Annotated in this window: 27 protein-coding genes; 15 read left to right on the forward strand and 12 right to left on the reverse strand. The window is 71.0% G+C overall.

Translation table 11 applies throughout. From position 1 onward, the window contains the following. Positions 1–14: 14 nt before the first annotated feature. Positions 15–548, reverse strand: a complete 534-nt coding sequence (locus tag BMX74_RS35245) for an RICIN domain-containing protein (protein ID WP_055504265.1) — start codon at positions 546–548, stop codon at positions 15–17. Between the two features lie 215 nt (positions 549–763). Between BMX74_RS35245 and trpB the strand changes: the two genes are divergently transcribed. Genes trpB through BMX74_RS35260 form a run of 3 tightly spaced genes read left to right on the forward strand, consistent with a single transcriptional unit; the run spans position 764 to position 3449 of the window. Continuing rightward, positions 764–1921, forward strand: coding sequence for a tryptophan synthase subunit beta (gene trpB / locus BMX74_RS35250; protein ID WP_055504266.1), 1158 nt, complete (start codon positions 764–766; stop codon positions 1919–1921). Next, positions 1918–2697, forward strand: coding sequence for a tryptophan synthase subunit alpha (trpA, locus tag BMX74_RS35255; RefSeq protein WP_091104890.1), 780 nt, complete (start codon positions 1918–1920; stop codon positions 2695–2697). The genes trpB and trpA overlap by 4 nt, the downstream gene beginning before the upstream one ends. Beyond that, a complete protein-coding gene (locus tag BMX74_RS35260) occupies positions 2694–3449 on the forward strand; it encodes a GntR family transcriptional regulator (RefSeq protein WP_055504267.1) in 756 nt (251 codons plus the stop codon). The genes trpA and BMX74_RS35260 overlap by 4 nt, the downstream gene beginning before the upstream one ends. Positions 3450–4121: 672 nt before the next feature. On the opposite strand, the gene BMX74_RS35265 is transcribed toward BMX74_RS35260, so the two are convergent. Both BMX74_RS35265 and BMX74_RS35270 read right to left on the reverse strand, forming a co-directional pair. Continuing rightward, positions 4122–4877: a phosphotransferase family protein gene (locus tag BMX74_RS35265; protein WP_055504268.1), complete on the reverse strand. Its 756-nt coding sequence runs from the start codon at positions 4875–4877 to the stop codon at positions 4122–4124. Positions 4878–4932: 55 nt separating this feature from the next. After that, entirely contained in the window at positions 4933–5475 is a 543-nt protein-coding gene (locus BMX74_RS35270; RefSeq protein ID WP_055504269.1) for a hypothetical protein, read from the reverse strand. A 241-nt stretch (positions 5476–5716) separates the two neighbouring features. Between BMX74_RS35270 and BMX74_RS35275 the strand changes: the two genes are divergently transcribed. Together BMX74_RS35275 and BMX74_RS35280 are read left to right on the forward strand one after the other, a co-directional pair. Continuing rightward, the gene (locus BMX74_RS35275; RefSeq protein ID WP_236714792.1) at positions 5717–6271 is read left to right on the forward strand and encodes an RNA polymerase sigma factor; all 555 of its coding nucleotides are present in this window, start codon (positions 5717–5719) and stop codon (positions 6269–6271) included. Next, on the forward strand, positions 6264–7379 hold the full coding sequence (locus BMX74_RS35280; protein ID WP_055504270.1) for a hypothetical protein: 1116 nt from the start codon (positions 6264–6266) through the stop codon (positions 7377–7379). Before BMX74_RS35275 ends, BMX74_RS35280 begins: the two co-directional genes overlap by 8 nt. Before the next feature lie 63 nt (positions 7380–7442). On the opposite strand, the gene BMX74_RS35285 is transcribed toward BMX74_RS35280, so the two are convergent. Then, positions 7443–8138, reverse strand: coding sequence for a hypothetical protein (locus tag BMX74_RS35285; RefSeq protein ID WP_055504271.1), 696 nt, complete (start codon positions 8136–8138; stop codon positions 7443–7445). A 260-nt stretch (positions 8139–8398) separates the two neighbouring features. Here BMX74_RS35285 and BMX74_RS35290 point away from each other — a divergent pair, with 260 nt between their 5' ends. Both BMX74_RS35290 and BMX74_RS35295 read left to right on the forward strand, forming a co-directional pair. Further along, on the forward strand, positions 8399–9250 hold the full coding sequence (locus BMX74_RS35290) for an SDR family NAD(P)-dependent oxidoreductase (protein ID WP_091104930.1): 852 nt from the start codon (positions 8399–8401) through the stop codon (positions 9248–9250). Positions 9251–9324: 74 nt separating this feature from the next. After that, positions 9325–10209: an RNA polymerase sigma-70 factor gene (locus BMX74_RS35295; protein WP_055504272.1), complete on the forward strand. Its 885-nt coding sequence runs from the start codon at positions 9325–9327 to the stop codon at positions 10207–10209. 82 nt (positions 10210–10291) lie between these two features. On the opposite strand, the gene BMX74_RS35300 is transcribed toward BMX74_RS35295, so the two are convergent. Continuing rightward, positions 10292–10795: an NUDIX hydrolase gene (locus BMX74_RS35300; protein WP_063792175.1), complete on the reverse strand. Its 504-nt coding sequence runs from the start codon at positions 10793–10795 to the stop codon at positions 10292–10294. On the opposite strand from BMX74_RS35300, the gene BMX74_RS35305 reads away from it, so the two are divergent. Both BMX74_RS35305 and BMX74_RS35310 read left to right on the forward strand, forming a co-directional pair. Beyond that, positions 10794–11507 (forward strand): RNA polymerase sigma factor, encoded by a 714-nt coding sequence (locus tag BMX74_RS35305; protein WP_082535210.1) that lies wholly within the window; start codon positions 10794–10796, stop codon positions 11505–11507. The two genes, BMX74_RS35300 and BMX74_RS35305, sit on opposite strands and share 2 nt — an antisense overlap. Next, entirely contained in the window at positions 11504–12442 is a 939-nt protein-coding gene (locus BMX74_RS35310) for a hypothetical protein (protein ID WP_091104891.1), read from the forward strand. The genes BMX74_RS35305 and BMX74_RS35310 overlap by 4 nt, the downstream gene beginning before the upstream one ends. Before the next feature lie 185 nt (positions 12443–12627). Here BMX74_RS35310 and BMX74_RS35315 read toward each other — a convergent pair whose 3' ends face one another. After that, on the reverse strand, positions 12628–13122 hold the full coding sequence (locus BMX74_RS35315; protein WP_055504275.1) for a hypothetical protein: 495 nt from the start codon (positions 13120–13122) through the stop codon (positions 12628–12630). A gap of 269 nt (positions 13123–13391) precedes the next feature. Between BMX74_RS35315 and BMX74_RS35320 the strand changes: the two genes are divergently transcribed. Then, positions 13392–14858 (forward strand): MDR family MFS transporter, encoded by a 1467-nt coding sequence (locus BMX74_RS35320; RefSeq protein WP_256257458.1) that lies wholly within the window; start codon positions 13392–13394, stop codon positions 14856–14858. A 92-nt stretch (positions 14859–14950) separates the two neighbouring features. Here the strand turns inward: BMX74_RS35320 and BMX74_RS35325 are convergent, their stop codons facing one another. Then, entirely contained in the window at positions 14951–15163 is a 213-nt protein-coding gene (locus BMX74_RS35325) for a hypothetical protein (protein WP_055504277.1), read from the reverse strand. Positions 15164–15310: 147 nt separating this feature from the next. After that, positions 15311–16099, reverse strand: coding sequence for a hypothetical protein (locus tag BMX74_RS44515; RefSeq protein ID WP_177227635.1), 789 nt, complete (start codon positions 16097–16099; stop codon positions 15311–15313). Between the two features lie 218 nt (positions 16100–16317). On the opposite strand from BMX74_RS44515, the gene BMX74_RS35335 reads away from it, so the two are divergent. Further along, positions 16318–17100 (forward strand): L,D-transpeptidase, encoded by a 783-nt coding sequence (locus tag BMX74_RS35335; protein WP_177227636.1) that lies wholly within the window; start codon positions 16318–16320, stop codon positions 17098–17100. Positions 17101–17378: 278 nt separating this feature from the next. Then, positions 17379–17918, forward strand: a complete 540-nt coding sequence (locus BMX74_RS35340) for a GNAT family N-acetyltransferase (protein WP_256257468.1) — start codon at positions 17379–17381, stop codon at positions 17916–17918. On the opposite strand, the gene BMX74_RS35345 is transcribed toward BMX74_RS35340, so the two are convergent. Further along, positions 17857–20034: a hypothetical protein gene (locus BMX74_RS35345; RefSeq protein WP_091104898.1), complete on the reverse strand. Its 2178-nt coding sequence runs from the start codon at positions 20032–20034 to the stop codon at positions 17857–17859. The two genes, BMX74_RS35340 and BMX74_RS35345, sit on opposite strands and share 62 nt — an antisense overlap. Positions 20035–20154: 120 nt before the next feature. Between BMX74_RS35345 and BMX74_RS35350 the strand changes: the two genes are divergently transcribed. Next, positions 20155–20745: a hypothetical protein gene (locus BMX74_RS35350; RefSeq protein ID WP_055504281.1), complete on the forward strand. Its 591-nt coding sequence runs from the start codon at positions 20155–20157 to the stop codon at positions 20743–20745. Between the two features lie 42 nt (positions 20746–20787). Here the strand turns inward: BMX74_RS35350 and BMX74_RS35355 are convergent, their stop codons facing one another. Then, entirely contained in the window at positions 20788–21684 is an 897-nt protein-coding gene (locus BMX74_RS35355) for an SMP-30/gluconolactonase/LRE family protein (RefSeq protein WP_176573396.1), read from the reverse strand. Between the two features lie 246 nt (positions 21685–21930). Continuing rightward, a complete protein-coding gene (locus BMX74_RS44520) occupies positions 21931–22092 on the reverse strand; it encodes a hypothetical protein (RefSeq protein ID WP_177227638.1) in 162 nt (53 codons plus the stop codon). Positions 22093–22202: 110 nt separating this feature from the next. Between BMX74_RS44520 and BMX74_RS35360 the strand changes: the two genes are divergently transcribed. Beyond that, a complete protein-coding gene (locus BMX74_RS35360) occupies positions 22203–23711 on the forward strand; it encodes an SMI1/KNR4 family protein (RefSeq protein WP_143078881.1) in 1509 nt (502 codons plus the stop codon). Here the strand turns inward: BMX74_RS35360 and BMX74_RS35365 are convergent. Beyond that, complete coding sequence (locus tag BMX74_RS35365) at positions 23677–24588, reverse strand: helix-turn-helix domain-containing protein (RefSeq protein WP_091104901.1); 912 nt, start codon at positions 24586–24588, stop codon at positions 23677–23679. The genes BMX74_RS35360 and BMX74_RS35365 overlap by 35 nt on opposite strands. A 239-nt stretch (positions 24589–24827) precedes the next feature. On the opposite strand from BMX74_RS35365, the gene BMX74_RS35370 reads away from it, so the two are divergent. Then, on the forward strand, positions 24828–25235 hold the full coding sequence (locus tag BMX74_RS35370) for a hypothetical protein (protein WP_091104903.1): 408 nt from the start codon (positions 24828–24830) through the stop codon (positions 25233–25235). The last annotated feature ends 45 nt before the right edge of the window (positions 25236–25280 follow it).

The raw sequence follows: 25280 nt of genomic DNA on the forward strand, positions 1-25280 counted from the left end.
CGGGTGGCCGGGCATCAAGCCAAGGTGTCCTTGACCACGATCTGGCCGTCTTCGACCAGGAACTGCTGGTTGGTGTTGTTCACGTCGCACTGCCACAGGTACACCTGGGTGCCGTTGCCGCGGTCGTTGGTGGCGTCCAGGCACAGCGGCGCGGGGGAGTCGAGGGTGGACTTGAGGATGATCAGGCCCCTCTTGACGACCCAGAGCTGGTTGGCGTTGCCGAGGCACTGCCACTGGTAGACCCGGGTGCCGTTGGTCCGGCCGTTGGAGGAGTCCAGACACATCATCTGGCTGTTGCCGACGGTGTCCTCCACCTTGATGAGGCCGTCCTCGACGACGAACCTCTGGTTGGTGTTGCCGCTGTCGCACTGCCACTGGTACATCAGGGTGCCGTTGCCGCGGTTGTTGCTGACGTCGACGCACATCTGGGGCCCGACCAGGGCCGTACGGCCGGCGGGGTCGTGAGCGGAGGCCAGCGCGGGCAGGGGCGTGACCGCGCCCATGGCGGCGGAGATGACGGCGGCGCTCAGCAGACGGCGAGCGAGCATGGGTGCCTCCCAGAAGAGTTGATCAAGACTCGAACACCATGCCATGACGCGGAGTAGTTGATCAATGACGTCGCGTATGGATCTTCCTGTGTCGCGCGGGCGCCGGTCGGTCACCACCAGCCAAGAGGCTGGCGCCCCCGGGCCCCCTGTGTCACACTCGACCTGGAGGACAGTTATAGAACTGTCGAATGAGTTATAGAACTCGGGGAGGCTTGATGAAGGACCTGGCGGAGCGGGGGAGGTTCGGCGACTACGGCGGCCGCTACGTGCCGGAGTCGCTGGTGGCGGCGTGCGCGGAGGTGGAGGACGCCTTCAGGGAGGCGCGATCCGATCCGGGGTTCCGGGAGCGCCTTGGGACGTTGCTGGCCCTGCACGTGGGGCGGCCGACGCCGCTGACGCCCGCGCCGCGGCTGTCCGCGGAGCTCGGCGTCACCCTGCTGCTCAAGCGGGAGGACCTGACCCACACCGGCTCCCACAAGATCAATAACGTGCTGGGCCAGGCACTCCTGGCCACCAGGATGGGCCGGACACGCCTGATCGCCGAGACCGGCGCCGGGATGCACGGCGTGGCCGTCGCGACCGGCGCCGCGCTGCTGGGGCTGCGGGCGACCGTGTTCATGGGGGAACGCGACGTCGAACGCCAGGCGCTGAACGTGTTCCGGATGCGCATGCTGGGCGCCGAGGTCGTACCGGTCGGCGTCGGCAGCCGCACCCTCAAGGACGCCACCAGCGAGGCGATGCGCCACTGGGTGGGCGCCACCGGGGAGGCGTACTACTGCGTCGGCTCCGTCATCGGGCCCACCCCGTACCCGTGGATGGTGCGCGAGTTCCAGCGGGTGATCGGCGACGAGGCGCGCGGGCAGTGCGCCGAGGCGTTGGCGAGCGCCGTGCCCGACTACGTCGTGGCCTGCGTCGGCGGCGGCTCCAACGCGGCGGGGACGTTCGCCGGCTTCGTCGACACCGCCGCCCGGCTGGTCGGCGTCGAGGCAGAGGGCGGCGCCGGCGCGAGCAGAGGGCGGCTCGGCGTGCTGCACGGCTTCCGCTCGCTGTTCCTGCAGGACGAGCACGGGCAGATCAGCGAGGCCCACTCCATCGCCGCCGGCCTCGACTACCCGGGGGTCGGGCCCGAGCACGCGTACCTGCGCGACCTGGGCCGGGCCCGCTACGTCACGGTCTCCGACGAGGAGGTCGTGGCCGCGGCGGTGCGGCTGGCCCGTACCGAGGGGATCGTCCCCGCGCTGGAGTCGGCGCACGCGATCGCGTGGGTGATCCGCGCGGCCGGGGCCGGCGAGCTGCCGCCCGGCGCGACGGTTCTGATCACCCTGTCCGGCCGAGGCGACAAGGACATGTCCACCCTGAAGGAGCTGGTATGAGCCTCGAGAAGCGGCTGCGCGACCGCGGCAGGAAGCTGCTGATGCCGTACGTGACCGGCGGCATCACCGACGACTGGACCGGCTACCTGCGGTCCTTCGCCGCCGCCGGCGCGGACGCGATCGAGCTCGGCCTGCCCTTCTCCGACCCCACGCTCGACGGCGCCACCATCCAGGAGGCGTCCGACGCGGCGCTGGCACGCGGCGCGACCGTCCACGGCATCCTCGCCGAGATCGAGGGCCTCGACCTGGACGTGCCGCTGGTCGCCAGCACCTACTACAACCTGGTGCTGCGCGACGGGACGTCGGCGTTCTGCGCGGCGCTGCGCCAGGCGGGGGTCGCCGGGCTCATCGTGCCCGACCTGCCTCTGGAGGAGGCCGGCGAGCTCGCCGACGCGGCCGCAGCCGCCGGCGTCGACCTGGTCCTGCTCGCCTCCCCGTCGACACCGCCACCGCGGCTGTACGAGATCGCGCGCCGCAGCCGCGGCTTCGTCTACGCCGTCTCCCGCATGGGCACCACCGGCGAACGGGCCGCGCTCGCCGAGTCGGCCGGGGCGCTGGCCGAGCGGATCAAGCAGGTCGGCGACCGTCCCGTCTTGCTAGGATTTGGCATTTCCACGCCGGAACAGGCCGTGGAAGCCGCACGCCGCGCAGACGGTGTCGTCGTCGGGGCCGCGATCATGCGCCGCATCCTCGACGGGGCAGGGCCGGACGACGTCGGCGCCTACGTCACGACGCTGCGGCGGGCCCTGGACCAGGAGAGTGACGAAAGACGATGACCCGCGACCCCGGACACGAAGCGAGATACCGCGCCATCGCCGCCGACCTCGCCGCGAAGATCCGGGCGGGACATTACGCCCCTGGCGAGGCGCTGCCGTCCCAACGGGACCTGAGCGCCTCGTACGGGGTCACCCTCATGACGCTTCGCCAGGCGCTTCGGCAGCTCAGCGACGAAGGGCTGATCAGCCAGCAGGCCGGTCGGGGCACGTTCGTGTCCCCGCCCCACCTGGCGTACCAGCTCGGCTCCCTGCAGAGCTTCGTCGACGACCTGCGCAAACAAGGCCACGAGGTACGCACGGTCGTCGTCGGGCGGTCCTCGCGCCGGATCCCGGCACGGGTCGCGACCCAGCTGCGCACCGCCCCAGGGGAGACGGCGCTGCGGCTGGAACGAGTGCGGGAGTTCGCCGGCCGCCCCGCGATCCACCAGGTCTCCTGGATCCGCCGGCCGTCCGCGGAACGTCTCCGCGACGTGGACTTCACCACCGTCTCCCTCTACGCCGCCCTCGCCGACTGCGGCATCGCGGTCGCGCGCGCGTCGGAGAAGATCCGGCCCGGACTGCTCGACCCGGCCGTCGCGTCCCACCTGCGCGAGCCCGCCGGCAGCCCGGTCCTGCTCAGCGACCGCGTCACCTACACCCTCGACGCGACCGCGGTGGTCGCCGACCACGCCACCATCCTCGGCAGCATGATGGAGATCCGCACCGACCGCGCCGCCACCGGCCTCTCCCTCACCTGGGGCGCCACCAGCTGACCCGGACGGCGAGGCCGGTGACCTGGTCACCGACAACTCCGGCCGTTCCTGGCCCGCCCCCTCGCCCGGCAGGATCGGCCCCTTCCCCTGCGTCCGGGGACGTCGGACGGGGAGCCGGTCCACGAGGAGCGCACCGGGCCGGGGTACGGCAGGGCCTACGGGCCGAGGTGGGCTTGACCTGGACGCCACCCGGCGCCTCAAGCTACGAGCTGGCCGTCGTGAGCGTGGACCGGGCCACCAACCGGGCACCGAGCACGGCGTCGTACTACGTCGTGGTGGCAGACGGGACATGAACGAGGCGACTTCCCTCACGTCAGTTGAGTTCCGCCGACCGAAGGGTCAGGATGGCCGTCACCACCGCGGCACGAGGCAGATGGCGACGGTCGAGGGAGGCGGAGCTCATGCTCGGACGCGAAGGCCGGTACCGCTGGAGAACCAGGTTCCGGAGGCGATTGCCGTGGTTTCTCGTCAACCTCGGTGTTGCCGGCAAGGGACGTCGCGACTGCGGCGATCACGAGTGGTACGCCCACGACGGTCATGTTGACCGCTGCTACCACTGCCGCTTCGGTGAACGGTCACGTGGCACGGGCCGGTGACGCCAGGCCGTGGGAGACCAACGATCACCGGGCACACCGGGCACGGCTCCGGCCTGGCTGCCGGGCGCGCGCAGCCTCACATCCGGGCTCTCAGCACGTCGACCTCGCAGCCCGGTGCGAAGGGGTCGAAGCCGTGCTCGGTCAGCCAGCGAACTGCCAGCAGGCTTCGCAACGACCACCACGCGTGGATCACGTCGAGGTCGATGTCGGCGCCGTAGCCGGCGATGACGTCGTCGAGGTGCTCCTCGTGTCCGAGCGTGAAGGTGGCGAGGTCGTACAGGGGATCACCCTGGCCCGCCTCGGACCAGTCGATGATGCCGGTGACCACGTCGCCGTCGACGAAGACGTGCGCGATCTGCAGGTCGCCGTGTGTGAACGCCGGAGTCCACGGCCGGAGCGCGGCCTCGGCGACCTGGCGGTTGCGGGTGACCAGGTCAGCGGGCAGGACACCGTTCGTCACGAGCCACTCGCACTCGTCGTCGAGTTCCGCCGCCAGCGCGACGATGCTCCTGCCGGCCCGGCCCGGCCGGGGCGGCAGGGGCGGCAGGGGCGCTTCGTGCAGCTTCCGGATGGCGGCGCCCGCCGCGGCCCACGCCGCCGGCGACCCGGTCGACGGCCCGCCGAGGCGCCCAAGCGTCGTCCCCGGGAGTGCGGCGATCGCGAGCACGGGCGGCTTGCGCCACAGGACCTCCGGGGTCGGGACCGGCGCGAGGGACATCGCCTCGACCTCCGCGTCGATGCGCGCCTGATCGGCGTCCACCTTCAAGAACACGTCACCCACGCGCAGAGTCGCGCGCTCGGAATGGGCGACGACGACTTCGACCTCATCCATGGGCGACCAGTATCCCGGGGATGGTCGCCGACGTCGCCAGGTTTATCGCGTGTGATCAAGCTGCTGACCGCGCGAGGCGGTCTTGAACCAGTCGCCGGCGGTGCGCGGGGATGCTGCAGGCGTCCAAGGCCCGTCGCAGCAGATCAGGGTCGAAGCCGTGCGTAGCCATGTGGTCGAGGAGGGGTTCGTATCGGTCGGCCCGGTCGCGCAGGAGTTCCGTGGCCAACCGGATCTCCAGCCGGATCACCGGCACCTGGTGAGAGCCGCACGCGATCAGGACGTGATGCTGCCAGGGACCGCTGCCCACGCATTCCAACGCGTCCGAGTCGACCTGCCGCTCGACGGTGCTGAGCTCCACGTCGACCCCGTTCACCTCGAACCTGGTGAAGTACTGCGAGGATTCCGGGAGCCACGAGGCGGCGTACAGGCAGGGGAACGACGAGAGCACCGCGGCGAACGTCTCCAGGTCCTCTCGGCCGGCGAGCAGGATGTCGATGTCCCCGGCGGGGAGCGGGACTCCTTGCAGGAGCGCGGCGCCCGTGCCGCACACGCGGTAGGCCATGTCGGCGCCCGCAGCGTGGAGCGCGTCGAGTGCCATGCCCAATGCCGTGGTGGCATCCGTCCGACTCAGTGATCTTGCCCGACCAACAGGATGATCCCTTCCCGGTGAAGCCAGCGTGACGACCCACGGTACGCCTCGGTCCAGACAGTTTTGAGTGGCTTGTTCAGGAGCGCTGGTGAACTCGGCCCAGAGCGGGCGGAGAACGCGGCCAGACCGAGTTCATGGGAGGCGTGAACCAGAGCGTGAAAGCATTCTCGCCGTCGCGGCAAGAATGAGTGTGATCGTGTACAACACGCGTAGCGGGAGAGATCAACCGGCGGTTGCGGCCGATCTCTTCGACCGTTACTTCGCGGAGATCCATCGGTACATCGCCCGTCGTCTGCCCGCGGACGACGCCGACGACCTGGCCGCGGAGGTGTTCCTCGCGGCCTTGCGCGGCGGATACGACCCAGCCGTGGGAGAGGTCAGGCCGTGGCTGTACGGCATTGCCACCAACCTGGTCGCGCGGCACCGCCGTACGGAGACCACGCGGTGGAAGGCGCTCAGCCGGGCGGCGGAGCGTGACTGGGACGGCCACGAGGACCCTCTACTGGATCGGGTGCTCAACCGGGTGGACGCCGCGCGCTTCACCGGCCCGCTGGCGGGAGCGCTGGCCGCGCTGAAACAGCGCGATCGCGACGTGGTGCTGCTGATCGCGTTGGGCGGCCTGAGCCATGCCGAGGTCGCTTCCGCCCTGCACATTCCCTATGGAACCGTCGCATCCCGGCTTCACAGGGCACGCAAGCATCTGCGCTCGGCGCTCGGCGCCCTGAAGGAGGACATCGATGGATGAGCTCGAACTGCTCGCCCGGGCGCTGCCCGACGCGCCCCCGCCCTCGACCGAGGTGGTCGCTCGCGCGCGTGCCCGCCTCGCCGCTGACGGCGTGCGCACCCGCCGCGTCCCTGGCCGTTCCCGCGCGCGGCTGTGGGGGTGGGCGCTGAGCTCGGCTGTGGCCACGGCCGCGATGGTCATAGCGGTCACACTGGTGGCCAACCTGGCTTCTGCGCCTGCTCCGGTGCTGGTCCAGCCGCGGAACAACGAACTGCTCGATCTGGCCGCCCGTGTGGAGCGCCTGCCTGAAGGAAGGGGCGCCTACTGGCGGGAGGTGATCATCACTGGTGGACGGATCTCCGCAGGCGGCTACGACCTCCTGACCCGGCAGCGCATCGAGCGAACGGCTCCGCTGGACACCACGGAGAAGTTCATGCTGCGGACTTCCGCGCAGGCCGCGCTCCCGGCCTCCGCAGCCGACGAACGCGCATGGCGTGCAGCGGGAGCGCCGACCCGGGTCAAGCCACGCTGCACCAAGGACAACCCCGCCGACGAGTGCCGACCGATACAGATCACCGACCAGCCCCGAGGCTGCGAATGGCGTGACGGGAACGACGCCCAGGTCGGGGACCACAGCCTCGCCGACCTCACACTCGCCGATCTGGCTGCCATCCCCGCCGACAGGAACGGCCTGCTGGCCAAGCTCCGCGACTATCACCGCATCTGGCAGGATCGAGGGTTCAAGCAGCCGTTCGAGGAGTTCCTCCCTCTCGCGGGCAACCTGTTGTCCATGCCGATCCGCCCGCAGCTTCGTGCCGCGATCCTGCGCCTGCTGGCGGAACTTCCCGACACCAAGGTGTACGGCACGGCGACCGATCCACTGGGCAGGAAGGCGTTGTCGGTCACTTTCACTCGTGACCGCGAGCAGCCTCGGTCTCCGGGATCGAAGCCGCTTCCCGCCTACACACGCACGTTCTTGGACATGGAGACCGGCGCCGCGCTGGCCCGGGCCAGTTATGTGCCGGGCGGTTCCGGAGGTGACGTCCTGACTCACTACATCGCGCAGGCGCCCGAGACGGGGTGGATCACGTCTCGGCCCACACCGCCGAAGTCCTGCAAGGTCAGGTGATCCAGGTTGAGGATGCGTACCGTCGTTGCCCGGCGCCGGCCGATAGGAATCACCGGGTAGTGCTCATTGCGGATGGATCGGCTGTTCGACGGCGGCTCGGATCGCGGCGAAGTGGTCATGGGCCCGGGTGGTCATCTCGGCTGTCGCGTTGAAGGAGACCACGCCGAACGACGTGCGGTCCGCCCAGGCGCAGAAGTACGTCGTGGTGAGCCAGCACATCGTGTTCCCCTCGTAGGGCCACGCGTCGAGCGTCTCCGACTTCCTGGCGGCCCTGCCGAGCGACGGCATCAGCCAGTCCTTGAAGATCGCGTCCGCGTCCAGGTTCTCGGACTGGGCCGCGAACAGGGTCACCGGGGAGGTGAGCGGAGGCAGCGCCGACGAGGCACGGGGGTGAACGTAGAGCCCGCTGACCGATTTCGTGACGTCGTAACCGCCGTTGCGCAGGCCGCGGAGGAAGACGGCGGTGTCGTCCTCGACGACACCGTCGAACTCGTGCCGCAGGGTCATGCCTACGACCTGGGCCGGCAGCGTGACCGCGGTGGCGCCGCGCACGGCGGGCAGGCTCAGGCGCGCATCACTGGTCGTGGGCCGGGGCGAGGCCGTCGGCGACACGGGCGTGGGGCGGAGCGCGGCGGGTACGAGGCCGGCCGCGCCCAGGGCGACTCCCGCGACGACGCCCAGCGCGAGTAAGGCGGCTCCGGTCAGTGCCGGACGACGCCGACGGGGCGTCGGCTCGCCGCCGGAGGACAGGGTCTCCACAGTCGTTCTCCGATCATGAGAAAGCGGCCATTATGAATGGCCGGCCACCGTGGATCAAGGACGCCTCCCTGAACCGGCCCCGCTCTTCCCGCCGCCGTGGCCGAGGGCTGAGCCCTGATCAGAGATCACGCCCTGGAGAGACGCGGATCACATCCATGGGGCGTTATGTCTTTGCCGGGACGCGTGTCTTGGGGGTGGAACAGCGGAGAGCGGCATCCGATCCCGGAATGCCGCCGGCGCAGAAGGAACGGGAAGACATCATGCCCAAGGTCTGGTTCGTCACCGGTTCGTCGCGTGGGCTCGGACGCGACTTCGTCGAGGCGGCACTGTCCCGCGGTGACAAGGTGGCAGCGACCGCCCGGAACGCCGCACACCTGGAGGACCTGGTCACCGCCTATGGCGATGCGGTGCTTCCGCTCGCGCTGGACGTCACCGACAAGGCCGCGGTCTTCGAGGGCGTCAAGCGGGCCAAGGAGCACTTCGGCCGGCTCGACGTCATCGTGAACAACGCCGGGTACGCCCAGATCGGCGCGATCGAGGAGCTGACCGAGCGGCAACTGCGCGACCAGCTGGAGACCAACCTGTTCGGCGCGGTGTGGGTGATCCAGGCCGCGCTGCCCTACCTGCGCGAGCAGGGCGCGGGGCACGTCATCCAGTTGTCCTCGGCGGCGGGGCTCATCGCCATGCCGCTCGGTGGCGCGTACCAGGCCTCCAAGTGGGCCCTGGAGGCGCTGAACGAAACCCTCGCCCAAGAGGTCGCGGAGTTCGGCATCAAGGTGACCGTGGTCGAGCCCGCGGGCTTCGCCACCAGGTCAGGCAAGAACCCCGACCCGCTCGCGAACGGCCACATGGCCGAGGCCCACCCCGTCTACGACGGCCTCCGTCGGCGCCTGGCCGGGGTGATGGGGAAGCAGCCCGCCGGAGACCCGGCCGCCGCGGCTCAGGCGCTCCTCAAGATCGTCGACTCGGACGACCCGCCGCTGCGGGTGCTCTTCGGCCTGGGCTTCTACCCGATGCTCCAGCAGGTGTACGCCGACCGGCTCAAGACCTGGGCCGACTGGCAGGATCTGTCGGCGGAGGCCCACGGCCGCCTCGATCAAGGTGTCCGGTGATCCCGGTTCGAGCATTCCGAACGCGGCCGGTGAACCGGGGCGCTTCGGCGACGAACGACGAGAAGGACCGAGCCATGAACGACCCCGCCACCGAGACGTTCCTCGGCTACCGCAACCTGCTGTTCACCGTCGCGTACGAGATGCTCGGATCGGCGGCCGACGCCGAGGACGTCCTGCAGGAAACCTGGCTGCGATGGGTCAAGGCCGACCTGGCGCAGGTGCACGACCGGCGCGCCTACCTGATCCGGATCACCACCCGGCAGTCGCTCAACCGCCTGCGCAGCATGAAGAGCCGCAAGGAGGCGTACGTCGGGCCGTGGCTGCCCGAGCCGCTGCTCACCGCGCCGGACGTGGCCGAGGACGCCGAGCTCGCCGAGAGCGTGTCGATGGCGCTCATGCTCGTCCTCGAGACGCTGTCGCCGACGGAACGCGCCGTCTTCGTGCTGCGCGAGGCGTTCGACGTCGGCTACGACGAGATCGCGGCCGCGGTCGGCAAGAGCCCCGCGGCCGTCCGGCAGATCGCCTACCGCGCCCGCCGGCACGTCGATGCCCGCCGCCCGCGCGAGACGGTCTCCTCCGGCGAGGCCTGGGCGGTCCTGGAGTCGTTCCAGCGCGCCCTCGAAGCCGGGGACCTGCAGGGCCTGCTGGACGTGCTCGCCCCCGAGGTCGTCCTGCTGAGCGACGGCGGCGGCGTCAAGCAGGCCTCACCGCGCCCCGTCATCAGCGCCGGCAAGGTGGCCCGCTTCATCGTCGGCGGCATCGGCAAGGCCGGCATCGCGCTCACGGGTGACCTCACCGTGGTCAACGGCAGCCCGGCCCTCGTCCTCCGCCTGGACGGCGAGATCGACGGCGTCGTCGCCATCCGCGTCGAGGACGCCCGCATCACCGGCCTCTACTACGTCCGCAACCCCCAGAAACTGACCCACATCAACTCCGAGACCTCGCTCACCCTGCGGTGAGCCAGGCTGGAGCCGTAGATCGTCTTCCTCAGCCCCGGCCCCCAGGGGAGCCGGGGCCGCTGTCCGGTCCGGTGCCGCCGCCCTACCGATCCCAGGACATGACCACCGGCTCGGACGGCACTTCACCACCCAGTAGGCGTTCCAGCAGGTCGGCCAGGCCGGCGGGGAGCACGCATTCGTGAGTGGCGCGCAGATCGGCCGGCGTCCACCAGCGGAAGCCGTCCAACAGGGAGCGCTCGAACTCCTCCATGCCGGAGAGGTCCACCTGGAGGGTGGGCGTACGCAGGAAGAAGAAGGAGTGCGTCGAACGCATCGGTGTGCCGTCGTCACGGATCCAGTCACCGGCGCTGGTGGCCACGACCGGTCCGAGGGAAGCAGGCGTGACCTCGTGGCCGATCTCCTCAAGGAGTTCGCGCGCGGCGGCGGCGCTCGGCGTCTCCCCGGGCCGGATACCGCCACCGATGGTGTACCAGGCGTAGTAGGGATCTTTGATGGACCGCAGGGCGCGGTACAGCAGGATCCGGTCACGATCATCGACCAGCAGGACGCGGGCCGACCTGCGCGGGATCGGCTGAGGGCCGGACATGAAGATCATCCTAGGAGGCGCCGGCGTCTTCGAGGCCGACCTGACTGAGGGCCATGCCGTCCGACCGCTCTCCAGCCATACGTGCTCATCCGTCGGTGATATCCGGCAGGTGCGCGACATCTATCAATTGGATGGCGAAGCATGCACCGGGATGGTGGAGAGGAGACGGCGTGTGAATGATGAGGAAAGCTTCACCCGCATGTTCCAGGAACATTATGAGCCGGTTCTACGGTACGCCTGGCGGCGGGTCGGTCCTGCTGAGGCTCCGGACATCACCGCCGAGACGTTCAAGATTGCCTGGGAGAAGTACGAGCGTTTCCCCCGTGCACAACCGCTCCCCTGGCTGTACGCGACCGCTCGGAATCTCATACTGAATCTGACCAAACGAGATAACCGACGTGGTGCCCTCGCCGACTCGTTGGGCGACAGTCTGATGAACCAGAGTGTTGAAGCGGACCACGCCACGACGGTCGCCGCTCGCGAGACCGCATTGGCCGCACTGAACAGCCTGAGCGAAAGCGACCGGGAACTGCTGCTCCTGATGTCCTGGGAAGGGCTCGACCTTCGTCAGGCCGCGAAGGTCGTGGGTTGTTCACGGCCGACAGCCACCATGCGACTCCATCGCATACGGAAAAGACTACGAAACTGGCTCGGAGAAGAGTCGCAGCCCGTCACCGCCTGCCAGCCGACCTGCCGGGAGAATTCCGTATGACTGACGACCTCAAGAAGTTGACGACCGCACTGCGGATGCAGGACCCTGCGGGCCATGTTCAGGCGGACCCGCTGGTGCTGTCCGCCACCCTCCACGACATCATCGGCAATTCGGCGCAGGCGCCTCAGAAGGCCGAACGGCGCTGGTCCCGGCGAAGGTGGCTCATTCTCATTCCCGTCACCGCCCTGCTGGCGGGAGCGGCGGTCCTGGCTCCGGTCATCCATCCCGGCGACGTCGGTCCCATGACTCTGGGGCCGGCCAAGGCACTGGCTTTCACCAGGAATGGCGACTATATCGACGTCAGGATCGTGGATCCGGACGCCGACCCCCGGCGATACCGGCAGGACTTCGCAGCGCATGGGCTGAACGTCAAGTTGACGATGGAACCAGCGTCGCCCAGCCTCGTCGGCGCTCTGGTCTCCGTCTCGTCCCCGGGAAGAATGGTCGTCTTTCACCCTGACGAGTTCGAAATCCAGGACGGAACCAGAAGCGCCCGGATCAAGAAGATCGAAGGAGGCGGGTGCGGCAACCACTGGTGCCTGGCAGGGGTGAGCATTCCTGTCGGCCTGCGCAGCCCCTTCGAAATCATCTTCGGGCGGGCCGCTCGCCCTGGTGAACGGTACGAGGTGGCGGGAGATCCGACCGCTCGTGGCGAGATCCTGGAAGGAATGAAGCTGGAGAACTGGACGGTCGGAGAGGTCAGGGCGATCCTCCGGGAACGACATGCCACCGTCTCCGACTACTACAAGGCTTCGACCAGCAATGATTGGACCAAGTATCCGCTCCCCGCGAGAGACGTGCCCGATGGCTGGTACGTGCACCACGTGGGCGGCGGCGATGTCCCGAACTCGGTGCGACTCCGTGTCTCGCCCCAGCCGACATTCGCACACCAGGCGGAGGGCGCGGCCGGATATCCATCGGCTCATCGCCCCTGACCTTTCGCAGGGAGCCAACAGAGGTCGGTGGAGTCGCCGAGCTGCTTACGGAGTACGCGTGCGTCCTTCTTGGGCAGGGCGTCGAGTACGGCGTCCAGGAGTGCGCGAAGATCTGCGGGATCGGGGCAGCGGGCTGGCGGGGATGCGTGTTCCGGGCGCGACGCGGTGGCCTTGCTACATGCTCGTCAATCTCGGCGTCTGGGCCGGGGGCGGGTGGCGCGCAGGGCGACGACCATGATCGACCCGTAGATCAGGAAGGGCCAGCCGTACGGGCGGCGGGGTGCCCAGCTGTCGAACGTGGTCGCCGCTCCCATGAGGATGACGAGGCCGGCCAGAGCCCAGCCGGCGGCCGTCGCCGCCGGACGGGTCCGCCTCCAGGTCAGCAGGAGGCCCAGGATCACGGCCGTGACCAGGCCCGGCCAGGCCATCAGGACGTACTGCCAGCCGGGGGCGGCGTAATCCGGCCCCTGGCCGGTGACGGCGCCCTCCAAGGTGCCGTACAGCGACGTGCCCACGAGTGAGAGGGGGAGGGCCATGATGACCATGGCCATGACCCCGTAGGCGGCGTCGCCGAGGAAACCCTCCCGGGTCAGCCAGGTCAGCGTCAGCACGGCCGCCGCGTACGCGCCCACGATCAGGGCTGTCGGCAGGCCGCGGAACCGGGTGGCGGCGTGGATCATGAGCTGCCAGACGCGGCGGGGAGGGCTCGTGAGCTCGGTCGCATCGTCAGTCTGCCAGGGGCGCGGCACCGCCGCACGGGGAGATCGTCGTACGCCGATGGTGAAAAGCTGGTGGCGTTTCGCATCACTTGTCGGAATGCGGGGCACACAGGCGATGAGTTCTGTCAGTGGTGCCGGTCAGTCTGTGCATGACCACGACTTCCTGTGAGACCCCCGGCTGGGACACCAGCCGTGATCCTGTCATGTCCGACAACCCCGATCGAGGTGCCGTGTCCAGCCCACAGCTCGACTCGCCCGCCCAATCCGCGGCAGCCCCTTCCGGCCGCACCCCGGCCGTGATCCGGCTGCTGGTGCTCGCCACGTTCGTGGTCATCCTCAACGAGACGATCATGATCAACGCGATCCCGCGGCTGATGGACGCGCTGCACATCACCGAGCAGACCGCGCAGTGGCTCTCGACCGCCTTCATGCTGACCATGGCCGCCGTCATCCCGATCACCGGGTGGTTCCTGCAGCGGGTGTCCACCCGCGCCGCGTACACCACCGCGATGGGGCTGTTCCTCCTCGGCACTGCGTCGGCGGCGGTCGCGCCGACGTTCGAGGTGCTGCTGGGGGCCCGCATCGTCCAGGCGTCCGGCACGGCCGTGATGATGCCGCTCCTGATGACCACGCTGATGCAGGTGGTGCCCGAGCGCGAACGCGGCCGCGTGATGGGCAACATCACCCTGGCCATGTCGGTCGCGCCCGCGATGGGCCCGGCGGTGTCGGGGGTGATCCTCTGGTTCGGGTCCTGGCGGCTGCTGTTCGCCGTGGTGCTCCCCATCGCCGCCCTGATCACGTGGGGCGGACTCAAGCACCTCAAGAACGTCGGAGAGCCGCGGTACAGCACCATCGACCGGCTGAGCGTGGTGACCGCGGCCGCCGGTTTCGGCGGCCTGGTCTACGGGCTCAGCCGGTTCAAGGATGGTGACGCCGTCGTCGCCGCTGCGATCGTGGTGGCCGGGCTGGCCGCCATCGCCGTGTTCGTCGCCCGCCAGCTGTGGCTGCAGAAGCGCGGCGTGCCGCTGCTGGACCTGCGTACCCTGCGCCACCGCACCTACAGGGTCGCGCTGGTCCTCATGTCGGTGGCCTTCATGGCGATGCTCGGCTCGATGATCCTGCTGCCGCTGTACCTGCAGAACGTCCGCCAGCTCACCGCCCTGCAGACCGGGCTCCTCGTGATGCCGGGCGGCCTCGCGATGGGGCTGCTCGGCCCGACCGTGGGCCGCCTGTTCGACCGGTTCGGCGGCCGGGTGCTGGTCGTCCCCGGCTCGATCGGGATCATGCTCGCGCTCGCCGGCTTCACCCAGGTCACGATGACCATGCCGTTCTGGCAGGTCCTCGGCCTGCACGCGCTGCTGATGGTGAGCCTGGCCGCGACCTTCACCCCGGTGTTCACCCTCGGGCTCGGAGCGGTCCCGTCGTCGCTCTACTCCCATGCCAGCTCGATCCTGAGCACGTTGCAGCAGGTCTCCGCCGCCATGGGCACCGCGCTGGTGATCACCGTGATGGGCGCGCGAGCCGACGCCCTGAGAGCCGCGGGGGCCACTGAGGCGTTCGCCACCCTCGACGGCATGCGCATGGCCTTCGTCGTCGGCGCGGTGCTGTCCGTCGTCGTGGTCGTCACCGCCCTGCTCCTGCCGTCCCGAGCCGCCGGCGCGGGCAAGTCCGGGGAACCCGCGACCACACCGGCGTGACGGCGGCGGCGCGACCAGGCTCCGGCCGTTGCCCCGACGGGGCGCAGTGGTGTCCGGCCTGCGTGCGCAGCCCTCCTCCGGGGCCTGGCGAGTCAGCCTGCGACCGGGCCCGACGCCTCGTCGAGGGCTGCGGCCCAGTGCTCGACGGCGATGTGCGCCTGATGGGTGCTCAGGACCGCCGGCTCTTTCAGCAACTCATGGGGCGTGAATCTCTCCTCACCCGCGCGAGCCCGTGCGACCCGCTCAGCCGGCCGGTCGTAGCCGGCCGGGTCGATCCCTTGACGACGAAGGTCGAAGTCCGCCACCCCCCGATCACGACGGCGGCGCGTTCTCGCGCCAGGCCCCCTGCGGCCGACGGCGAGCCCGCCGTGCTGGAGGGCCGTCCGGAGCTGCGAGACGGCGAAGGGCCCGGGTGGCGGTGCTCCGGGCCCTTCATCGTTCGGTGGCGTTCGTCAGCCGGTGACCGGCATGTGGGTCTTCACCGGCTTGGGGGTGGGTGCGGGCTTGGGCTCGTCCTGGGCTGGTGTGGGGTTCTCGTCCCACTGGATCCAGTCCTGCGTCACCGTCGTCCCGTGATCACCCTGACCGGGGCGGGTGGGCGTCGGGGTGGGCGTAGGCGTCCGAGAGGGAGTGGGGGTGCCCGTCGACGTGGGGGGCTGGGAAGTGGGCGGCTGCGACGTCGGCGGCTGGGAGGTGGGCGGCTGGGAGGTGGGCGGCTGCGAGGTGGGCGGCTGCGAGGTCGGGGGCTGGGACGTGGGCGGCTGCGAGGTCGGCGGCTGCGAGGTCGGGGGCTGGGACGTCGGCGGCTGGGAGGTGGGCGGCTGCGAGGTCGGCGGGTCGGTGGGCGTGGAACCGCACTTGACCCAGAAGACCTTGTGCTTGGCCTTGCCGTGCTCCCCCTTGAAGGTCCAGACCAGCTTGTAATGCCCGTCAGGCAGCGTCGTGTCGACGGTACGGCCATGCCCGTCCTCGTCGAGTGTGAGCGTGCCGCTCTTCACTGTGGTCCCGTTGCCCGTGGGCGGCCAGGACTTGATCTCCCAGCTCACCTGCTCCACCCGGTCGAAGTTGAACCCGACCAGATAGAACACGCAGACCTTCGGCTCGTTGCGCGGGTCGTCCTCCGGCGTCGTCCAGCTGTGGACCTTGACGTCGCCGTTGTCGCCGGGCGGCTTCCCGTGGAGCGATCCAGCCGAAGCCGCGCTGGAGGCGACGAGTACCGCGAGCGCTGCCACGGCGAACATGAGTGCCGCTGTCAGCCAGCGGCGGAGTGCAGAGTGTCTGAGGGGTGTCACGGCCGTACCTCGGGATGTCTGGAAGAGCTGGGGCCTCAAACGGTCCCATCTGTGTAAAAATGTCACACCCGCTGGCCAAGGATCTTCAAACGTTCCAAACCGTTATCAAGCGGGCCAGATGGATACGCCTTCGTGCCGCATGCGTCACAGAACCTCAGGAGCCGATCGTGCCGCTCGATGCCCCCCGCCGCCTCCTCGGCGCCGCGTTCGTCGCCGCCAGCCTCGTCGCCTCGATCCCCGTCGCCGGCGCCGAGGCGTCGTCCGTCACCCTCGCCGTCGGCGCCTCCGTCACGACGACCGCGCTTCCCGAGGCCACCACGTTCACGCAGCTGAGCGGCCTCCCTCAGGACACCGACACGTACGGGAAGCTGAGCGGCGTCGTGGTCCACCCCGCCCGTGCGGTGGCCGTCTACGCCCAGCCCGACGGCCAGCCCGTGGCGACGCTCCCGGCCAAGCAGCTCGGCAGTCAGACCTGGGTCCCGGTGGTGGAGACGCGCAAGGGCTGGTACCGCGTGCTCCTGCCCAGCAAGCCCAACCACGTCACCGGCTGGATCAAGGACAAGGGCCTGAAGAAGGCGCGCAGCCGCCACCGCGCCATCGTCAAGCTGGGCGCCAAGCAGCTGATCGTGATGAACGGCGGCAAGAAGCTCGGCACCTGGTCGGTGGCCATCGGCGGCCCCGACACGCCCACCCCGGCGGGCAGGACCTTCCTGCTGGCCCAGATGTCGCCGAAGAAGAAGACCTACAGCCCGCTGATCCTGCCGCTCGGCACGCATTCGCCGACGCTCGACACGTTCGGCGGCGGTCCGGGCACGGTCGCCTTCCACGGCTGGCCGGACCGGAAGGTGTTCGGCAAGGCGGTCACGCACGGCTGCATCAGGGTGCCCGCCCGCGCGCTCAAGGTGCTGTCCGGGCTGCCGCTGGGAACCCCGGTCCTGATCGCCCCCTGAAGGCGCGGCCGACGACACGAAGCGGAGCCGGAGCGGCAGGACGAGGGCGCTGACCTGCGCCCTCGTCGCCATGACGTCGTCACTCGCGATCGCCGTTCCCCGCTCGTCCGCAGGTGCCACGAGTTCGTCTTCTCCGACGACTGAACCGATCAAACTGCCCCATCGCAGGCGATAGCGTGCCATCCATGGTGGAGAACGGCGGGATCGAGAGAGCCGCGCGAACGGAAGGGACGCCGGACACGCCCCTGCCTGACGAACTGGGGCGTACCCCTCGTGTGGTGCTGCGGCGGATGACCAGCCTGGATCAGGACGAGTTTCTCGAACGGGTCCGTGCGAGCGTCGACCTGCATCAGCCGTGGATGTCCCTGCCCGCGACGCCGGAGGCGTTCCAGACGTTCCTCGGCCGGTTCGACGAGGGACGATCCGCCGAAGGCCTGCTGATCTGCCTGAGCGACAGCGGCGCCATCGCGGGCAACGTCAACATCAACAGCATCGTCCGCGGACGCTTCCAGTGCGGCTCGCTGGGCTACGCGGCCTTCGCGCCCTACGCCGGTCGGGGGTACATGTCGGAGGGTCTCGGCCTGGTGCTGCGCCACGCGTTCGAGGAACTGCGGTTGCACCGGCTGGAGGCGCAGATCCAGCCCGACAACCACGCGTCCACCAGGCTGGTCCAGCAGCACGGCTTCCGCTACGAGGGTTACTCGCCCGATCTGCTGTTCATCGACGGAGCCTGGCGCGGCCACGACCGATGGGCCATCACGAACGACATGGCCGGCCTCGTCCCCAGCGCCCCGCATCCCACGCTGCCAGGACGGTGAGGAGCCGGCGGCGCTCCTCGTCGTCCTGGCGGGCCTGCCGGCCGTAGGTGGCGGAGCCTGGCAGGGCGGCGTCGCCGTACGCCAGTTCGCGCAGCTCGGGCAGGAGCGGGGCGGCGTTCGCGCCGAGTTCCCGTAGCGCTTCGACCAGCCACGTTCCGGCCCCTGCCGTTCGAAGGTGCCGGCGTGCGGCGGCGACGAGCGGTGCGGTCTCGCCGGTTACGCGGAGCAGCGCCAGCGCGGCCGCGGTGAAGTCGTGACGGTCGTCGAGCAGGCCGCGCAGCTTCGGGACGAGATCGGCGGCGGCCGGCCCGATCAGGCCGGCGAGTTCGGCCGCGTCCGCCGTGTGTCTGCCGCTGTCGAGCGCGTCGGTGACGGCGCTGAGCGGCGCGCGGGTCTCCCCGGCGCGCAGTAGGAGCCGGGCCGCCTCGATCCGTACCCTCATGACGGACGGGTCGTCGCCGGGGGCGGCGGTGGCGAGGTCGCGCAGCGCGGGAAGGAGGCCGTCCAGGGGGAGTCCGTGACGGAGCGCCGTGTGCGCGGCCGGAACGGGTTCGCCGCCCGCGGCGGCCTCGGCGACGCAGGCGCTCACCTGGGCGACGTCCCCGGTGATCGCCGCGAGGGCCTCGGCGCATCGGAGGCGGTGCGGCCAGGACGCCTCCGGGTCGTCGCGGACCCTGGTCAGCGCGGGCGCCGCCGCCGAGGCGGCGGGTCCGATCGCGGCGAGCGCCCGGACCGCCCACCAGCGGTCGTACGGGATGAGCGCGACGAGTTCGGGGACCGCGTCGGCCGCGTCCGGGCCCCAGTGGTGCAGCAGCCGGGTCAGCCCGTTCAGCTCGTTGTGCCAGTGCGTCCTGCTGAGCAGCTCGTCGTACCCTCCGGGCCGCGCAGGCCACTCGGGAGGCAGCGCCGCCAGCCGCCGGCGCACCGCTGCGAGCAGGCCGGGCTCGCAGGTCACGCCGGTGTCGATGAGGAGTCCGAGGATGCCGGGGATCACCGCGCCCACGGGGAGCGCGGTCATGAACGGTTCGCGCCAGCGCGGATCGCCGAGCATGATCAGGATCTCCAGGCCCGCGTCGAACAGCCGCGCCTCGTCCGAGTTCGGATCCTCGGCGACCGCTGGGGGCGGGCTCGCGACGTGGCCGGCCAGGGCCTCGGCCGCGGCAGGGGCAGCCGCGGGAACGTCCCGTACCGCTGTGGCTGCGGCCAGCCGAACGGCGAGCTCGGCGTGGCCGACCCCCGCGGCCAGCAGCGGCGCGAGCTCCTGGCGCGCCGAGCGCGAGCGCACGCACCGCCGGTAGGCCGCCTCGATCGCCGCGCGGGCGGTTTCGCCCGTCCCTTGCCTGAACAGCGTGTGGCACAGCGTGGCGAACGACGCGCCGTCGATCCGGGAGATGACGTCCATGAAGGGATCGGCCGACCAGATCCAGTTCTCCAGGCGCCTGCCGTGCAGGAGGCAGTCGACGAGCGTTTCCGTTGCGGTGTCCGGCCACGGGAGCGCGACGTCGGCGATCGCCCAGAGCGCGCCGGTCCGCGCGGCGGACGGCCTGGCCGGTGCCAGCTCCGCCTCCAGCCAGGCGGCGCTGCCCGACGGGTCGAGGCGGCCAGCCGCGGCCAGCAGGCCCGCCAGCGCCCGCGGCGACCTCTCGCGTCCGCGCCGGGCCCGCAGCGCGGGCACGACCTCCGCCGCGGCCTCACGCGGAAGGTTGCCGAGCAGGTACGTGGCGGCGTGCCGGATGCCGGCGTCCCGGTCGTCCAGCAGCGGCAGCAACCTCCGGGTCTCGCGGAGGAGGGCGGCTCCGACGTCCGCGAGCACCTGCGCGTCGGCGTCGCCGGTCGCGGCGATCGCGCCGAGCAGGGAGACCAGGCTCACGCGCCTGGGGGTGCCGGGGTCAGCGGCCAGCCGGGCGAGGAAGGGCACCGTCCACGGCGTCGCCGAGTACAGCGTTCCCTGGTGGTAGACGCTGCTGAACAGGTGCTCCATCGCTGCCGCCGCCGGCTCGGGGGCCGGGCCGACGGCGTCCCGCAACGCCTGCGGCACGTCCTCGGCCGAGCCGTACGCGTGGTCGAGGGAAGCCCAGTCGACGTCGTGAACGCCGTCGAGGGGGGCCGCCGTCATCCGTCTCCGTCCTTCTCCCGCGTCATCTCCTGATCGGCGACAGCCTACGGTCCGGTCTCCCGTGGCCGATCATCGGCACGAAGCGCGGCCCTGGGCCGTTGTCCCTCGTGAGGAGGAACCATGATCCTGGACAGGCGGCCCGGGTTGGCGCTCGTCGTGGGGGGCTCGGTGCTCGCGGGCGGGGCCGCCGTCCTCGTCGCCCGGCCCTTCTGGCATCCGATGTTCACGCCGGACGTCCTCGCGGGCGCCGTCGTCGGGGTGGGCCTGGTCGTCGTCCCGGTCGTCCTGGGGCGGGTGTCGCGGGCCGTCCGGATGATGTACGGATCGGCCGTGATGGGGGGCGGGGCCGTGCTCATGGCGATCACGCTGCTGGCGCCCCTGCTGCGTCCCGGCCCGTACACGGTGCGGGACTCCACCGACGTGGCGTTCCTCGGGACGCTCGGCGGGCTGGTGGCAGGCGGGGGGACCGTGCTGGCGGCGACGGCGGTCCTCCTGCTGCGCGAGGCGGGCGTGAGGCACGTCGGCTGGGCGGAGGAACGGGGCGGGGACGGGAGCAGCGGAGGGTACGTGGCGGTCTGCTCCTGCGGGTGGCAGGGGAGCCGCAGGCGGGACCCGTCCGAGGCCCTCTGCGAGGCCGGCGACCACGCGGGCGCGATCCGGCCTGTGGTCCGGAGCCAGGAGGACGGGACGGGCCATACGGCGACCGGATAGGCGTCGCGGGCGGCCCCGGGTGGGGCCGCCCGTCTCGGTGGGTCAGCCGTGCAGCAGGGGCAGGCCCGGGTGCTTGACCTTGGCCTTCATCAGGCTGGGCGCGCCGTTGCCGCCGATGTTGACGAAGTAGAGCACCCGGCCGTCGAAGGCCAGGCTGGCGGGGCTGTCCAGCTTGTCCGCCAGGACCTCCACCTGGCCGTTCGTCCTGACCAGGTTGAGGGTGTTGCCGGTGTAGCTCGGGGCGTACAGCTGGCCGCGTACGTCGAAGGCCACGCCGTCGGCCCCTGCCAGCTTGGCGTCCTTGACGTGGACGGCCGGCGTGCCCGCCTGGCCGCCCTTGCCGTACGGGATGCGGACGATCTGCGCCTGGTCGGAGACGGCGACGTAGAACGCGCCCGCGCGCCAGGCGATGCCGTTCGCGCCGACGCCGTCGGCGCCGGGGTCGAGCAGCGGCGACTTCGCCCAGACCGCCGCCTTGCCGCCGGTCACCCGGTAGACGGCGCCGTGCGCGGAGTCGGTGACGTACAGGGCGCCGTCGGGGCCGAAGGCGAGGGCGTTGGCGAAGCCGATCGGCAGCGCGGCGTGCAGCTTGGCGTCGCCCCAGGGCGTGATGCTCCAGACGCCGTTGGTGGCGGCGTCGCCCGAGTTGAGCAGGGCGTAGACGGTGCCGCGGCGGTCGGTGGCCAGGCCGTTCAGCCGGCCCTCGCCCACGGGCAGGGCGGCCAGGAGGGTGTCGGTGCCGGTGGCGTCGATCTTCCTGACCTCGCCCTTGGACAGCAGCCCGACGTAGACCTCGCCGTGGGGTCCGACGGCGACGCCCTCGGTGAGGTCGGTGTACGGCTGGACGACGACCGGCCGGAGCGTGGCCGCCTGAGCGGGTGTGGCGATCAGGGCTGAGAGCGCGGCGATCGCGACGAGAATGAGGGGGATGCGCTTCATGCGCTTGATCATTTCGCAGCGGAATCCCCAACGTGTCACCGATTCTTCCGTGAATTGTCACGCGAAAACGGCCTCATATGCAGAAACCCGTGAAATCCAAATCTCCTGTGGAGAATTCCGGGTTTTCGCACGGTCCATATTTCCGTTTGCGGTCGCGTGGTCGGCGGACCAGTGCTCGGTTCGATCTTCGTCGTGCGGCCGGCCTCGGCCTGCGGCTCGGGCAGGTCCGCCAGGAGATGGTCTGGTTCACCAGGGCCTGCGGGCGTGCGCCTCGGGGCTCCCGCCTCTGGCGAGCTTGGGCCAGTGGGAGGCGGCGCACGTCAGGACCGTCTGCAGGAGGCCCTCGGCGAGGCGGGCGTTCCCGGTGAGCAGGAACTCCTCCCAGGCGCCCCAGATTGGAATCCACAACGGACTGTCGGGGACGCTCGGTAAAGTCGCGGCTTGTGTGGCGGTGGGGGAGGGTTTGTCTGGCCGGGCTGCTGCTGTGTGCCGGGGCCGGCGGCAGCGGGGCTGAGCCCGTGTCGGGGGTGATGTGCGCCGCCTCCGGCGGAACGTACATGGTGTGGTCGTGCGGCGACCCGGAGACCGAGGCGCAGTTGCGCGCGCAGGCCATGACGCCGGACGAGGCCCGCTCCGTCGGCTGCCCGCCCGTGTACTTCGGCCGCGGCCCCGAACAGGACGAGGAGACCTGGCAGGTGCTCGTCCCGACCGGCGAGCCGTCCCTGACCCCGCGCACTCCCGACCCGGCCGTCGCCGGGCGCGTCGGCGCGGCATGGGACAGGATCGAGCGCTGGCTGGGCGCGCACGCGTCGGCGACGCTCAGGAAGCTGCGCCACCCGGTGGACGGCGACCACCTGGCTCGCTGGGAGCGGGACAACGGCAGGCTGCCTGACGACCTGTTCGCCTCCCTGCAGCGCCACGACGGGGCCGACGGCAACTTCGGCGCGGGCTTCCCGCTGCCTCCGGAGCTGGGCCTGGCCCGCCTGTCCAGCTTCGACTCGCTCAGGTCGTCCAACTGCCAGGACCTGGTGATGTCCGGGGCCGTGGACGAGGCCGACCCCGACGACGGCGCGTGGCACGGCAGCCTGCTGCCCTTCGCGAGCGACGGGCACGGCTGGGACCTGTTCGCCGATCCGCGGAACGGCCGGGTGGGGGAGAAGAAGTGGGATGAGCGCGTCCGCTACGACGGGCCGATGGGCTGGCGGTCGTTCGCGGACCTGCTGGAGGCGCTCGCGGCGTCGATGGAGCAGGGGCAGGCCGTACGCGAGTGGTATCCGTCGGTCTCGGCGGGCTGCGAGCTGCGGTGGACGACCGCCAGGCCCCCGAGCCTGCCGTCGGGTTGCGCGGGATCCGCCCGCCCGTCGCCCACCCCGGAGCCGACCCCGGAGGCGGAAGAGCCGTCGCCGCTCACCGACGCCGACGCGCGCGGGATCGGCTGCCGCCCGCCGCGCCGGCCGCCCGTGGTGCGGACGCCGGACCCGGCCGTGACGAGGAAGGTCGACGCGGCCTGGCGGCGCATCGAGCGGTGGCTGCTGCGCAGGGCGCCCAGGAGCCACCGCACGCTCCGCGCGCCCGCCCGCCCTCTGGACATCGCCAGGGCGGAGGCCCGCATGGGCCTGACCTTCCCCGACGACCTGCGGGCCTCGCTGCTGCGGCACGACGGCGCCGGGATCGGTCCGGGACCGCTGTGGCTGTACGCCCCGGCCAAGGAGATCGCGGCGGAGTGGTCCCTGATGTGCGGCCTGTACCTCGACGGCACCATCACGCCCGATGTCACCTGGTGGCACGGGCGGCTCATCCCGTACGCGCCGTCCAACGACGGAGGCCACCTGTTCCTGGACACCGGGACGGGCAGGACCGGCGAGTACTACAACGAGACCGGCCTGACGCTCGAAGGCGACCCCGTCTGGCCCTCCTACCTGGCCCAGCTCTCGGACCTCGCCACCTCGCTGGAGATGGGCAGGCCCATGCGCTCCTGGAAGCCGACCGTCGTCAAGGGCGAGCTGGACTGGACGTTCGTGCGCTGAGCCCCGCCGTCGGGGTGGGGGTCGCCTTGGGGTGGACCACGATGGGCACGCTGGACCGCAGCGCCCCGGAGCCCTTGATGGCCTGCCCGTCGTACTCCTTCCAGATCTCCAGGTGGTACGTGCCCGGCTGGACGTCGGCCCACAGGTGATGCTGCCAGGAGTCGCAGGCGAACCGCGCCGGCTCGCGGTCGGGGCGCAGGGCGACCCAGTAGGCCGTGGTGCCCGGCGGGCAGGTCTGGTGGGACCAGAACTCGACGTCGCCTTCGGCGGTCTGCGTCCACCAGGACGAGAAGATGCGGAACGCCATGCGGTCGATCCGGACGGGGAAGCCGTGGCCGGGCTCCACGGCCGGAGGGCTGGACGCCGGTGCGGCGAGCAGGGTGGCCGTCGCCCTCGTCCCCTCGGCCGAGGGCGGGGAGTCGGCGAGCAGCAGGTGGACGAGGAGCGGCGCGGCGACCGCCACGGCGGCGGCCACGGCGGCCGGCACCAGGACCCGAGGCCTTCGCCACCGGGGAGCCGCCGCTTCCCGCACCTGCCCGTCGTCCGTGACCCCCGCGTCCGTGACTCCCCCGTCCGTGACTCCCCCGTCCGTGGCCCCCGCGTCCGGGGCCTCCGGAGGTCCGGCGAGCTCCTCACGGCGCCGGATCCACGGCTCGGGGTCGGCGCCGCAGGCCCGTACGTACGCCTCGACGAAGTCGCGCGGCGGCAGCTCCTTCGGGCTGAGCCGCCGCGACAGCGTGCTCGGGTGGTAGCGCATGCGGCGCCCCACCTCCTCCAGAGTGAGGGTGCCGCGCAGCCGGCGCAGATCATCCACGAACTCCGCGACCGGCCCCTGCGCCCGGTCGATCGGATGGTCCTTGCGTCCGCCTCGCGCCATGGGGTCCTCCGCTTCGCCATGCGGTTGTTGCCGTTGTTGCTGCCTTTCTTGCGCAGGTCAACGGGGGTGCCGGGTGGGTGGCGCAGGGGGCAGCATCGGCTGTGGGACGAACCACGGCCGGTGATCGTCATCCTCCCACCGACCCCCGACGGGGAGCCGGGAAACCGGGGGAATCGGCCCGTCCCTTCTCCCGCCCGCGCCGGGCGGTTCAGGAAGACCACCTCCAGGAAGGACATCCCATGACGACCTTCGCCCCGTCACGTCTGCGCCGCGCCGCCCGGCTCGGCGCGGCGGCGGTCTGCGCCGCCTCCGTCGTCCTGCTCCAGACGCCTCCCGCCGAGGCCGCCGTCCGGCCGGTGTCGTTCTCCTTCAGCTACCGGCTCGAATCCAGGACGTGGACGCAGAAGGCGGGCTGGACCACGCTCGCCATCACCAAGTGCAACGTCTGGACGGGCAAGTTCCACGCGATGCTGGTCCGCTCGACGTGGAAGGGCGACACCCGCATGACGGGCGAGACGCTGACCTGCGCCAAGGGGCAGCGGGCCGAGTTCCACGCCCCGGTGGACGGCACGTACTACTTCGTCTTCACCAAGCTGGACGACGGCAGGTCGTACATCGGGAACGCGGCCATCGTCTACCCCGGCTGAGCCGGCCGCCGGCGGACGCGGGAAGGCCGTGAGACAGCAGGGGCG

It is taken from the genome of Nonomuraea pusilla, assembly GCF_900109355.1.
GTDB lineage: Bacteria > Actinomycetota > Actinomycetes > Streptosporangiales > Streptosporangiaceae > Nonomuraea > Nonomuraea pusilla.